Here is a 13,325-nt window from a genome sequence, read left to right on the forward strand (position 1 = left end):
AACCTTATATCTCTCGTCTATAATTCTTAAATTAGAGCGCTTTTGGAAAATGGCCGAATGATTGATTTATCAAATTGCTGTTTTTAACGATTTAAGGTTTAAAATCAATCATTCAACCATTTTTATTCAATAAATAAATCAAGTAATCCCATGGCAAAAGAATTTGATGTTTGCGTAATTGGATCGGGTCCCGGTGGATATGTGGCCGCGATTCGCGCTTCACAATTAGGTTTTAATACAGCAATAATTGAAAAGCGTCATCTCGGCGGTGTTTGTTTAAATATCGGATGTATTCCGACTAAAGCGCTCCTGCGCTCGGCAGAAGTGTATGAAAGTATAGAGCATGCCAGTGATTATGGCGTGAATGTAGATGGCTTCTCTGCCGATTTTGGCGGTATGATTGATCGCAGCCGAAATGTGGCTAACAAGATGAGCAAGGGCGTTCAGTTTTTGATGAAAGCCAACAAGATTGATGTTTTTGAAGGCAAGGGTGTTTTTGCATCCAAAGAGCAAGTAAATGTGCTGGATGATGACGAAGAAGTTGTCGAAGAAATTAAGGCCGATAACTTTATTATTGCTACGGGTGCCAGCCCGCGAGAGTTACCGAATCTGCCGATCGACGGTGAAATGATTATTGACTCGGAACGCGCCATGCAGCTCGAAGAGCAGCCCGAGAAAATGGTGATTATTGGAGCGGGGGCCATCGGAGTTGAGTTCGCTTATTTCTACAATACTATTGGAACGGATGTAACGATTGTCGAGCTTCAGGATTCGCTGGTGCCGGTCGAAGATAAAGATATCGGAAAAGAGCTTGGTAAGATTTACAAGAAGAAAGGCATGGATATCCGCACCGGAAGTACTGTCGAAAAAGTCGAGAAAGATGGTGATGGTGTAAAGGTTACGGTTAAGTCTGATGACGATGAAGAAATTATTGAAGCCGATGTAGTGCTTTCTGCTGTTGGCGTTGTTGGAAATGTAGAAGGCATTGGCCTTGACGATATCGGCGTTGAATATGAAAAAGGGGCCATCCAGATTGATAAAGAGACCTATCAAACATCAGTAGAAAATATTTACGCTATTGGTGATGTTGCCGGCGGTCCTTGGTTGGCGCATAAGGCAAGTCATGAGGGAATTATTTGTGTAGAAAATCTGGCCGGTGAAGATCCGCAACCGATGAATTACAACAACATTCCCGGATGTACTTATTGCGAGCCGCAGATTGCTTCGGTAGGATATACGGAAGAGCAGGCCAAAGAGGAAGGATACGACATCAAGGTCGGCAAATTCCCATTCTCTGCCAGTGGTAAGGCGGCGGGACTTGGTCACGAAGAAGGTTTTGTGAAAGTTATTTTTGATGAAAAATATGGCGAATGGCTGGGTTGCCACATGATTGGATCACACGTTACTGAGCTGATTGCAGAAGTGGTAGTGGCTCGTGATCTGGAAACGACGGGACACGAAATTATTAGTGCCGTCCATCCGCATCCAACGATGTCAGAAGCGGTGATGGAGGCTGCCGCCGAAGCATACGGTGAAGGCGTGCATTTAGGAAGCTAACTGCTTTTTTGGGGAATCTTTCTGAAGATAGGAGGGTTGTAATTAAAAATTAGGAATGCAGAATTAGGAATTGAGAGTATATCACTCTTATTCCTAATTCTAAATTTTTAATTCCTAATTCGACGGTGCTATGAATACAGTTAACTTTTATGATTTAGGTCACGCTCCCTACCAACCCGTATGGGATTTGCAAACTGTCATTCAGCAGCGCCTAGTGGATGAGAAGCTCCGGCGTCGAAAAAAGCAGAAACTCTACAAGCCGGGTAACGAAAGTAATGATGTGCTCCTGTTTGTAGAACATCCCCATGTGTATACACTGGGCAAAAGTGGGGATAAGAATCACCTTCTTAAAGGAATGGCAGAACTGTCCAATATTGATGCTGAATTTATCGAAATTGATCGAGGTGGCGATATTACCTACCACGGGCCCGGACAAATTGTGGGTTATCCCATCTTGGATCTCGATCGTTATTTCACTGATATCCACAAGTATTTGCGATATCTCGAAGAAGTTATTATTCGAACGTGTTCAGAATATGATATAGAAGCCGGGCGCATCGAAGGATTGACCGGTGTTTGGGTGGGAGATCAAAAGATATGTGCTATGGGCATTCGTTGTAGTCGGTGGGTAACCATGCACGGTTTTGCCTTTAACGTAAACGCAGATCTTAGCTATTTTGATCATATTGTTCCCTGTGGTATTACGGATAAAGAAGTGACGAGCCTTGAAGATTTACTGGGTCATCGAGTTGATGAATCCCAGGTAAAAGAACATCTTCTCACCCATTTTGAAGAAGTGTTTGATGTATCTATAACAAAAGTAAATTCGCTCCCTGAACTGGACGATCAATTTTCGTATCTTAAGCCATCTGAACAAAAGGCAGCATCGCAATAATTTTTTTATTTTAGTTCCATGATTAAAGAACTCAATGTCGTAGATCGCAACGAAACTACCCAGCGCCGTCCGGATTGGTTGCGCGTTAAATTGCCTTCCGGTGAAAAATTTAAAGAAGTATCGGAGACGGTAAGTAACAACTCCCTCAATACGGTTTGCTCTGAGGCTCGTTGTCCAAATATGGGAGAATGCTGGGGGCGAGGTACGGCTACCTTTATGATTTTAGGGGATGTGTGTACGCGTTCTTGTTCGTTCTGTGCGGTAAAAACCGGTCGCCCCGTACAAGGGTTAGATTGGGATGAGCCGCGACGTGTTACCGAAGCCGCCAAAGAGATGGGGCTAAAACACGTAGTGCTCACGTCAGTAAATCGTGATGAACGGGAAGATGGTGGTGCGCCTATTTTTGCAGAATGTCACCGCCAATTGCGTGAAGCTATTGATGGTGTAACGATCGAATCCCTGATTCCCGATTTTCGAGGTGTCTGGGAAGCACTGCAAATTGTGATTGATACGCCGCCCGATGTATTGAGTCACAATCTTGAAACGGTTCCGGACCTATATCGCACTATTCGTCCGCAGGCAAAATATGAGCGTTCGCTCGAACTGCTTCAGCGCGTGAAAGATCAGGGCATTCGTTCAAAAACTGGCATCATGGTTGGGTTTGGCGAAAAGCGTGAACAGGTTATTGAGCTGATGAAAGACTGCGTCGATCATGATGTTGATGTACTGACCATTGGACAGTATATGCAACCTACCAAGATGCATCAGCCAGTTGAGGAGTGGGTGCATCCCGATCAATTTGCAGAGTATAAAGAGATTGGGGAAAAACTTGGTATTGAACATGTTGAAAGTGGACCGCTGGTTCGATCATCATACCACGCTGAAGAACACGTATAAGAATTTGTATCTACTCGAGAAATTTTCCTCGAGATTATCATACGATCTTTTATATTTCAACCGGTTGGCATTTCTCACTTAATCAGAAAATATGATTGCACTTGGAGTTGTTTTACTATTGAGTTATTTGGTGGGATCAATCCCATCATCAATATGGGTAGGCAAGCTTGTCAAGGGAGTTGATATTCGTAATCACGGCAGTGGAAATGCCGGGGCTACCAATACCTTTCGATTATTGGGATGGCAACCGGGCGTTGCTGTATTGGCGATTGATTTTTTTAAAGGATTTGCCAGTTCGTATTGGATTAGCCAGTTGGCTTATTTTATCGGATCCGGTCCGGTGAGCCTGTTCGAATTCTGGAGTCTGGATCCCTTTCTGAGTATTACCTGTGGTATTGCAGCCGTAGTGGGACACATGTTTCCGCTCTATGCCAATTTCGAAGGTGGAAAAGGTATGGCAACGGCTGCCGGTATGCTCTGCGGTATCGAGCCGGTATCGGTAGGGATTACAGCCGCTGTATTTCTTGTAGTACTGCTTACCAGTAGATATGTATCACTGGCCTCTTTGATTGCTGCATTTGTATATCCGCTGGTGCTTGTGGCTCTTCGATACGGTTATGGATGGGATATTGACGGAAGTATTTTGATTTTTGCCGGATTTATTGGATTGGCAATAATCATTAAGCATAAAGGAAATATTAAACGGCTTTTGAATGGAACTGAAAACAAGATTAGTTCTTTTAAACCCGCCGTTGGATGGCTTAATAAAGAAGAAAAACCGCAATCGGGTAATTAACTGTTGTGAAGAAAATAACTATTATTGGCGCCGGTAGTTTTGGAACGGCGTTATCCATTGTATTAGCACGTGCCGGAAATAAAGTACAGCTATGGGCGCGCGAAAAAGAGATTGCCTATAGCATTAATAAAAGACATCGTAATCCTGCCTATATTTCTGACGTAACCCTCCCAGATTCTATAGAATCTTCAACCGATCCGGAAGAGTGTTTTGATGATCCGGAGATGGTGGTTTTTGCCACTCCATCACATGCCACGCGCGAAGTGGCTGGGAATATAAAACCACATCTTAATGGGGATGAGATGGTGGTAAGCGTTGCTAAGGGTATCGAAAATGATACCTTTATGACAATGTCTCAAGTACTTAGTGAGGTGCTCGAAGGGACTATTGTAGATGATCATATCGGTGTGCTGTCGGGGCCCAGCCATGCCGAGGAGGTTAGTAAGTTTAAGCCTACTACGGTGGTAGCGAGTGCTAATTCTAAGCGTACCACACAGATTATACAAGAGACTTTTTTAACTCCTATGTTCCGGGTATATCTTAACTACGATATCATCGGCGTTGAGATCGGAGGAGCGGTAAAAAATATTATGGCTATTGCCGCCGGTATAGTTGATGGAGCTGAGCTTGGAGATAATGCGAAGGCAGCGCTCATGACGCGTGGACTGCACGAAATGAAACGCCTGGGGATGCAGCTAGGAGCATCGCAGGATACGTTTTCCGGATTAGCCGGTATGGGCGACCTGATCGTAACTTGTACCAGTGAACATAGCCGCAATCGTTTTGTAGGATATAATATCAGTCAGGGAAAGAGCCTTGATGAGGTTATATCAAAAATGAATATGGTGGCTGAAGGAGTAAAGACCACACGCTCAGTTTTTGATTGGAGCAACAAGCTTAATATCGAAATGCCCATTACGGGGGCGGTATATCGTGTGCTTTTTGAACAAGAAGATCCCAAAGATATGTTGTATGATCTGATGACCCGGAATCCCAAAGAGGAAATTGTGATTTAAAGGGGGGAAAGGATAGAATACCTTAAGTTCGGGAAGTTCATTTGAACTTAATATTTTGTTCTTATCTTCGTTTGTACTAAAAAAGATCGAGTGGCTATGTATTCTCAAAATCACAGTGCGGCCTCGCTTTCTGAGATGGATTACCTGGATGTGAAGAATCTGGCTCAGACAGGTGAAGGAATGTACCTGGAATTTAAGCGCACCATCCCATCAGCCTATAAAATTGCACGAGAAATTGCCGCTTTTGCCAACACCAAAGGGGGGACTCTGCTTATTGGTGTGGATGATGATAAGTCGCTCGTAGGAGTAATGGGATACCAGGAAGAAGAGTTTTTGCTTGATAAGGCTGCAAAAAAGTTCTGTGAACCTGCGGTGGATATCAAGATTGAGATCGTGCACTTTGGAGATCGCGATCTTCTGGTGATAAAAGTACCTGAAGTGATTGAAAAACCCGTGTATGTGAAGGGGGATGATGAACAGATGGTGTTTATGCGTGAGAACGATCAGAATAAGGTAGCCAGCAAAGAACTTATTGAGATTATTAAGAAACGAAATTCGGATGAAGGAGTAACTTTTGAATATGGTCCGGATGAACAAAAATTATTTCGATACTTGAATGAATATGGCGAAATAACCGTTAAGAAATTTGCGCAAATCGTGGATATTCCTCGGGATAAAGCTTCGGCAACCTTGGTGAACTTGGTAGCAGCCGAAATATTAAACTTGACCCGGAAGGATAACACAGATTATTTTACATATTCGCAGAAAAATGAACGTTAATTTTTAAGTATTACTACAATGCCTGCAGAGCCGGAAGATAATTTAGATAGTGTCATTGCTGATCTCGTTGATGATGATGGAGATGAGAATACAGAGCGGGATGGCTCTCCATTGGAAGAAATGCAGGCGTCAGCTGAGGTAGAGTTCAGTGGACCTGCTGTCCAGCTTACAGAACGTGCAGCTGACCAAATACGTCGTATTCGGGAAGATGAAGGTCTGGATGAGGATCTCTGTTTGCGCGTTGCCGTAGAAGGCGGTGGTTGTTCGGGCTTGAGCTACAAGCTTGGTTTCGATTATGAATCTGAAGAGGATGAAGTAATCATGAGTCAGGGTATTAAGATTATCGTTGATCCCAAGCACATGATGTACCTGAAGGGAATTTCTGTAGACTATCCCGATGGCTTAGATGCCCGGGGCTTTACCTTTGATAATCCAAATGCGAGCGAAACCTGTGGGTGTGGTAGTTCGTTTGCGACCTGATTTTTGAATTGTTCAGGCGTTCCGAGATAATTTCTGTGTCATCCTGAACTTAATTCAGGATCTATTTCCCCTTTCTCTCATACTTTTCCATAATTTTTAACACTTTATTTACCGGGAGTTCTTCAATAGTATGTCCATCTCTGCCTGTCATTGTTTCTGCATGGAAAAGGGAATTAATAATGGCTTCATCGGTAGCTTCATTGACCGCCATAAAAAGCGGTGACATTGCACTATTGCGAAGAACATTTTGCTTTCTAAGTTCTTGATCTGAAGTATAGGGGATACGTACTGATTCTGTTGTTGAAAAGGCGATTACATAATCCCCGCTTCCGTTAGATACAATACCGCCCGTTTTCCCTAATCCCAGCATCGCACGTTTGGCCAGACGTTTTAAATTGCGCGCATCAAGCGGAGCGTCGGTGGCGACTACAATCATGCAGGAGCCGTCGGGGGTTTCATTCAGCTCGTCGCTCAGATAGTATTTGTTGAGTTCTTTTCCAACGGGAACGCCCGCAATTTGCAGCACACCTCCAAAATTGGATTGTACTAAAACACCCACCGAGTATCCTCCCAGATTGTTCGGGAGCTGTCGGGAAGACGTGCCGATTCCGCCTTTAAATCCGAATGCAATGGTTCCGGTCCCTGCTCCTACGCTGCCTTGCTCAATCTTTTTAGATTTTGCATTTTCAATTGCAGTGAGTACATCCTGTTTGGATACATGTCGTCCGCGGATATCATTTAGATAGCCGTCATTGGTTTCTCCGACAACAGGATTTACGGAATGGACATTGTCGTTTTCTGAAAAACTAAATGTATAGTCGATGAGTGCATCGGCGGCCGTTGGAACACTTAGTGTATTAGTTAAAATTATAGGTGTTTCCAGGTTACCGAGTTCCTCAATTTGGGTCGAGCCGGCAAGCTTTCCGAATCCGTTCCCGACGTAGACAGCAGCCGGCACTTTCTGCTGAAAAATGTTTCCGTCGTGAGGCAGAATGGCTGTCACCCCGGTACGGATACTGTCACCTTCAACGATTGTTTGATGTCCTACTTTTACCCCTCGTACATCAGTGATCGCATTTTGTTCGCCCGGTTGTAAAACTCCAATTTCAATACCAAAATCCCTAAGGTTTTGATCTTGAGCTAAAATATTGAGTGGAACTAAAATAAAGAGTAAAAAGAGCAGGTTCAGAAATTTCATAAGGGTAAAACAATTTGTTTTTGGTTGTACTTAAATTGGAGATACGAGAGGGGAGTTGCAACGGTCAATTAACTAAGGAGTCCTAACAAATTTCGAACTTTTGGATAAGGCTTTTTCTATGAGTTATTCCTGTCCTCATTTTCACTAAAGCGATCGGTAATAAGACGAACGCCACGCTTAAAGGTAAAATAGTGCCACATCCACTCAACAAAAACGCGAAAGCGATTACGGAAGCCAATCAAAAAGAAAATGTGCACGACCGACCACAATATCCAGGCAAAAAAGCCGCTGAATTTAAATCCCCGAATATCGGCAACAGCTTTGGCACGCCCGATTGTTGCCATGGTGCCTTTGTCAACATAGCTGAAAGATTCTCGTTCTTTTTTGTTGATCTCACTTCGGATCAATGTGCCGAGAAATTCACCCTGTTGGATGGCAACAGGAGCCAGGGCGGGTAACGGATTCCCATCTTCATCTTTTTTATGGGCGGCATCGCCAATCACAAAAATATTTGGATGATCGGGAATGGAAAGATCATTATTGACAAATACGCGTCCGGTGCGATCTTGCCCAGTTTCAAGGGATGATAGCAAGGGTGATGCCGCAACCCCGGCTGCCCAGATAATATTTGGGGTATCGATGGCTCCCTCTGAAAACGAAACTTTCTGATGGCTGATATCAGTAACCGGGGTATTTAATAAAACGCGTACGCCCATATCCTCCAGCGTTTCACGGGCACGTTCGGATAGCGAATCGGGATAACCATTTAAAATTTTGGGCGCCGCTTCGACCAGAAAAATGCGAGTCTCATTTTTGCTGAAGGTATTATAGTCGCGCATCATGTTGCGCTTGGCAATTTCACCAATAGCGCCGGCCATTTCGACGCCGGTAGGCCCACCGCCAATAACTACGAAAGTCAGATAAGGTTCGCGCAGTTTGGGATCTTCCAGCTGTTCGGCCTTTTCGAGAGAGAGCAAAATGCGCTCACGAATTTGCAGGGCATCACCTACTGATTTAAGTCCGGGAGCATGTCGCTTCCAGTTATCATTGCCGAAGTAATCGTATTGTGCTCCGGGAGACAATACCAAGTAATCAAAATCGACCTTTTGATCACTTTCTAAAGAGACAAACTTTTCTTTTTGATTAACGCCGGTAACTTTGCCAAGCAGTACTTTTAATCCTTTGCGTTGTCCCAAAATAGCTCGTATGGGAACAGCAATATCTCCCGGTGAAAGAGCGGCTGTAGCAACCTGATAAAGCAGCGGCTGGAACAGGTGGTGGTTATTTTTATCGATAATGGTAATATCGACATCAGCTTTTTTAAGTTTTTTTGCAACGGAAATACCGCCAAATCCACCACCGACAATTACAACATGTTTACGATCTGACATCCATACCTCTGATATCTTCTCAGTTCATTTTTGCCTTGGTCTCTCTCAATAATTCTTCAATTTCATCTTTTTTGATATTATAGTGCTCGTTACAAAAATGGCATACGAGCTCTTGTCCTTCGTCGCTAATTTCTTTCAGGTCTTGGTAGCCAAGCATAGCGAGGGCATTCTTAAAGCGTTTTCGTGTACAGCGGCAGAAAAAGTCGACCGGCTGGCGATCAAGCTCTTTTACTTCGATGGGATCCATTGCCTTTTCCATGATGTCATCAATATAGAGGTCATCGGTAAGCATCTGGCTGATAGAATCAAATTGTAACATTTTTTGCTGTAGCTGATCGATGACTCCCTCCGGAGCATCCGGCATGCGCTGGATCATCAATCCGCCTGCTTCAGTAATTTCGCCATTCTCGTCAATTCCCACGTTCAGCAAAATGGCCGAGGGTATTTGTTCCGACTGTACCATGTAGTAGGCCAGATCATCCGTAATATTGCCGTTGATGAGTTCAATACTGCTGTTTCGGGGTTCTGCCTCGTTGTAGAGCGTCTTGCTAATTGTCATAATCCCTATCCCCAAGCCATCACTGATGTCGGTATCTCCACCATTATAATTGAGACCTGCTTTGGGGTTTTGAACGTAACCACGGATTTCGCCTACGCGATTGGCTTCGGAAACAAGCAGTCCTACAGGCCCTTGTCCCTCAACACGCATTTTAAGTCGTTCTTCGCCCTTAAGTTCTGATGCCATGAGCATAGTACCGGTAAGGGCACGCCCTAAAAGTACGGTATTTAATAGTGATAAGCCGTGCTTTTTACGGGCTGTTTTAACTACATCGGTAGTTTTAACAACAGATATTTTAAGGGTTCCATCTTTTGCAATTCCTTTTATTAGACGATCTTTTTGTAAAAAATCTTCTTTTGATATCATAAACAGTCACTTTCTTCTACATTTCCAAACGCTCAACAAAAAAGGCGGCCCGAACATTTTGTTGAGCCGCCGTATATATGAAATTAGAATTCCATTTACAGATTTGCGTGTTTATAAAGATCACCGATATGCCCGGTAAAGCTACTTTGTGAGGTGTAAATCTGATGGATTTCGCCGACATCGCTCATTCTCTTTTCGGCAAGAATATTTGAAGCGGTAAAGGTCGGGGTATTATTTTCTTCCGAATAGTTGAGGATATCCAAGATGGTATTATAGATTTTGTCGGCTTGGTCATGGGCGCGGTCTTCATTGTAGCCTTCCAGCTCACTGGCAACGTTGATAAGTCCGCCAGCATTAATAACATAGTCGGGTGCATATATAATGCCTTTATCTAACAACATTTGGCCATGTTTCTCTTCCTCGTCGAGTACGTTATTTGCGGCACCGGCTATGATGTCGCAATTGAATTGATCCATGGTATCATCATTAATAATTCCGCCGAGGGCACAGGGGCTAAAAATATCGACGTCCAGTCCATAAATGTCGTCGGGATCTACAACTTTGGCACCAACTTTATCGGCAAGAGCATTTACTTTGTCCTCATAAATATCACTGATAAATAGTTCGGCCCCTTCTTTTTCCAGGAATTCAGCAAGGTACGAGCTAACGTGTCCGGCTCCCTGAATTGAAATGCGTTTTCCTTCCAGTGAATCAGAACCGTATGCTTTTTGGGCACAGGCTTTCATCCCTTTATATACGCCATAAGCGGTAACCGGAGATGGGTCGCCACTGCCGCCGATTGCTTTTGGTAAACCGGTTACATACTTGGTTTCCATGCGAACCCATTCCATTGCTTGGACATCAGTACCCACATCTTCGGCAGTGATGTATCGACCGCCGAGGCTGTCAACATACCGACCAAAAGCACGAAATAGAGCCTCATCTTTTTCTTTGCGCGGATCACCAATAATAACAGCTTTTCCGCCGCCGAGATTAAGTCCGGAAATGGCTGCTTTGTAGGTCATCCCGCGAGAAAGACGAAGAACATCGCGAATAGCTTCCTGCTCATTATTATAGGGCCACATACGAACGCCGCCCAGGGCAGGTCCCAATGTTGTATCATGAACAGCGATAATTGCCTTAAGCCCCATCGAGGGTTCCGAGCAAACAACAACTTGTTCATGTTCGTAATTTTTCAGCTTGTCGAACAGTGGAAAGTCTTCACTTAGGTCGGCAGCTGTTTCTTTTTCTAAAGTAGTTGATTCCATGGTTATATGGTTTAAATCACATTGACACGTTCGATAAAATTGTTACTTCTTAATGATTCATCAGCATAAAATTCTTTTATCCCAAAAAATATTACAAGGTTGTGCTGGTTGTATTTGCAATGTTATATCTGAATGGTCAGTTATAAACAAAGTATGGAAAGGTAAAAAAAATGGCGCAAATTTAGTAGTATTTTGAAACTGATTATCGTATCCGATGATTAAAGTTAAGTTGTAATGTGCTTAGTTTTGATGATGAATTTTACTGCGGATATTGTATTTTAATTAATAATCTCATTGAGGATTCCTGCTATGTGTTCATATTTATGGCAGGGCAGTATGGCTATTCGGTTTGATCGCCGGTATGCTATTTATGACAAAAAAGAAAAAAACAGATAACTATGTCTTTTCGCTGGGTCTTTACTACGCCAGAGAACGAAGAAGCTGTATCCGATTTACAAGATCAGCTGGGAGTTCCCCCCAAAATAGCCCGCCTCCTTGTACTGCGAGGTGTTGATACTTATGATAAAGCTGAAGCTTTTTTTCGTTCCGATCTGAGTCAGCTCCATGATCCTTTTTTAATGAAGGATATGGATAAAGGGACTACACGATTGGCAGAAGCAATCCGTAATGGAGAGCGAATCCTTATTTATGGGGATTACGATGTGGACGGGACTACTTCTGCGGCCATCTTATATATCTTCCTTAAGGAATTTGGGGTTGATGTGGATTTCTATATTCCTCATCGGTTTAAAGAGGGATATGGTATCAATCAGGAGGGAATACAACATGCAATTGATACCAATACTGATCTAATTGTTTCAGTGGATTGTGGGATTACGGCCGTAGAAGAAACGGAACAGGCCAAAGAACAAGGCATTGATGTTATTATTTGTGATCATCATAATGTAGGTGATACCATACCTGATGCGGTGGCTGTGCTCGATCCTAAGCGCAGCGACTGTAACTATCCCTTTAAAGAGCTTTCGGGGGCGGGGGTAGGTTTTAAGCTAATTCAGGGTACGATAAAAAAACTTGGGTTGGCAGACCGCATCGCCTTTAAATTATTGGATTTGGTGGCTATTTCTATTGCCTCGGATATTGTGCCAATTGAGGATGAAAATCGAATCTTAATGCGTGAAGGACTTAAGCGCATTAACACGGAGCCCCGGATAGGTATTAAGGCATTATTGGATCTTATAAACTTAAGTATCGGGGCAATAACAACGTCTAATATTGTATTTTCTATTGGTCCGCGAATTAATGCTGCCGGACGCATGGGAGATGCGACAAAAGCTGTGCAGCTTCTTATTTCTGACACGCCGGCCGAAGCGAAATCCAGGGCTCATGAGCTGGAAAGTATTAATGTAGCGCGGCGCGATAAAGATTCAGAAACTATGGAGGAGGCCAAGGCCATGGTTGATAAAAATTATAACCTGGATAAAATTTCATCAATGGTTTTGCACCAGCCCGACTGGCACCTTGGGGTGATCGGAATTGTGGCTTCTCGGTTGGTAGATACGTATGGCCGTCCCGCCGTAATGCTGAGTACAGTAGATGGAAAAATTAAGGGTTCGGCACGAAGTATTGATGGGTTTAATATTTACGAGGCGTTTAAGGAATGTGAGGATTTGCTCGAGCAGTTTGGGGGACATGAATATGCTGCGGGATTGACGATTGCCAAAGAAAATCTGGAGGAGTTTCGGCAACGCATCAATGATATTGCCGCAGAACGATTGTCTAATGAAGACTTTAAGTCCGAATTAAAAATCGATTGTGAACTTGATCTCAGCAACGTAAATATGCGCTTTTGGAAGCTATTGAGCCAGTTCGAACCCTTTGGCCCTGGGAATCTCCGCCCCATTTTTGTCAGCCGTGATGTTGAAGTGGTGGGGGTACCCACAATTGTGGGCAAAGGACATCTCAAGATGAAGGTTAAGCAAAATGGTTCCGGTGCTTTTGATGTAATCGGATTTAACATGCACGAGTATCTCCCTGTGATCCGAAACGGTGATGACAATCAGCTAAATATTGCTTATTCGCTGGAGGAAAATGAATGGAATGGCCGCCGTACATTGCAGATACGTTTACGGGATGTAGAAGTAGAGTAATATTGGTTAGAAAA

12 protein-coding genes are annotated in these 13,325 nt (G+C 43.6%); 8 read left to right on the top strand and 4 right to left on the bottom strand.

All coding sequences use genetic code 11. The features are described 5' to 3' along the window. Positions 1–150: 150 nt before the first annotated feature. From lpdA to ACQ4LT_RS01390, 7 genes are all read left to right on the top strand, one after another. Entirely contained in the window at positions 151–1,557 is a 1,407-nt protein-coding gene (gene lpdA / locus ACQ4LT_RS01360) for a dihydrolipoyl dehydrogenase (protein WP_445664205.1), read from the top strand. A gap of 130 nt (positions 1,558–1,687) precedes the next feature. Further along, the gene (lipB, locus tag ACQ4LT_RS01365; RefSeq protein WP_445664206.1) at positions 1,688–2,452 is read left to right on the top strand and encodes a lipoyl(octanoyl) transferase LipB; all 765 of its coding nucleotides are present in this window, start codon (positions 1,688–1,690) and stop codon (positions 2,450–2,452) included. Positions 2,453–2,470: 18 nt separating this feature from the next. After that, positions 2,471–3,349 carry a lipoyl synthase gene (lipA, locus tag ACQ4LT_RS01370; RefSeq protein WP_445664207.1) on the top strand — a complete coding sequence of 293 codons (879 nt, stop codon included), beginning with the start codon at positions 2,471–2,473 and terminating at the stop codon, positions 3,347–3,349. Positions 3,350–3,440: 91 nt separating this feature from the next. After that, a complete protein-coding gene (gene plsY, locus ACQ4LT_RS01375) occupies positions 3,441–4,145 on the top strand; it encodes a glycerol-3-phosphate 1-O-acyltransferase PlsY (protein ID WP_445664208.1) in 705 nt (234 codons plus the stop codon). Between the two features lie 5 nt (positions 4,146–4,150). Then, positions 4,151–5,161 carry an NAD(P)H-dependent glycerol-3-phosphate dehydrogenase gene (locus ACQ4LT_RS01380; RefSeq protein ID WP_445664209.1) on the top strand — a complete coding sequence of 337 codons (1,011 nt, stop codon included), beginning with the start codon at positions 4,151–4,153 and terminating at the stop codon, positions 5,159–5,161. A gap of 96 nt (positions 5,162–5,257) precedes the next feature. Next, positions 5,258–5,941, top strand: coding sequence for an AlbA family DNA-binding domain-containing protein (locus ACQ4LT_RS01385; protein WP_445664210.1), 684 nt, complete (start codon positions 5,258–5,260; stop codon positions 5,939–5,941). Positions 5,942–5,959: 18 nt separating this feature from the next. Next, positions 5,960–6,421, top strand: coding sequence for a HesB/IscA family protein (locus ACQ4LT_RS01390; protein WP_445664211.1), 462 nt, complete (start codon positions 5,960–5,962; stop codon positions 6,419–6,421). A gap of 61 nt (positions 6,422–6,482) precedes the next feature. On the opposite strand, the gene ACQ4LT_RS01395 is transcribed toward ACQ4LT_RS01390, so the two are convergent. The 4 genes from ACQ4LT_RS01395 to ACQ4LT_RS01410 form a co-directional block, all read right to left on the bottom strand. Beyond that, positions 6,483–7,619, bottom strand: coding sequence for a DmpA family aminopeptidase (locus tag ACQ4LT_RS01395; protein ID WP_445664212.1), 1,137 nt, complete (start codon positions 7,617–7,619; stop codon positions 6,483–6,485). Positions 7,620–7,735: 116 nt separating this feature from the next. Further along, the gene (locus ACQ4LT_RS01400) at positions 7,736–9,010 is read right to left on the bottom strand and encodes an NAD(P)/FAD-dependent oxidoreductase (protein WP_445664213.1); all 1,275 of its coding nucleotides are present in this window, start codon (positions 9,008–9,010) and stop codon (positions 7,736–7,738) included. Positions 9,011–9,029: 19 nt separating this feature from the next. After that, on the bottom strand, positions 9,030–9,935 hold the full coding sequence (gene hslO / locus ACQ4LT_RS01405; protein ID WP_445664214.1) for an Hsp33 family molecular chaperone HslO: 906 nt from the start codon (positions 9,933–9,935) through the stop codon (positions 9,030–9,032). Positions 9,936–10,030: 95 nt separating this feature from the next. Continuing rightward, complete coding sequence (locus tag ACQ4LT_RS01410; RefSeq protein WP_445664215.1) at positions 10,031–11,203, bottom strand: Glu/Leu/Phe/Val dehydrogenase dimerization domain-containing protein; 1,173 nt, start codon at positions 11,201–11,203, stop codon at positions 10,031–10,033. 398 nt (positions 11,204–11,601) lie between these two features. Here ACQ4LT_RS01410 and recJ point away from each other — a divergent pair, with 398 nt between their 5' ends. After that, positions 11,602–13,311: a single-stranded-DNA-specific exonuclease RecJ gene (gene recJ, locus ACQ4LT_RS01415; RefSeq protein ID WP_445664216.1), complete on the top strand. Its 1,710-nt coding sequence runs from the start codon at positions 11,602–11,604 to the stop codon at positions 13,309–13,311. The last annotated feature ends 14 nt before the right edge of the window (positions 13,312–13,325 follow it).

Source organism: Fodinibius sp. AD559, assembly GCF_052712805.1.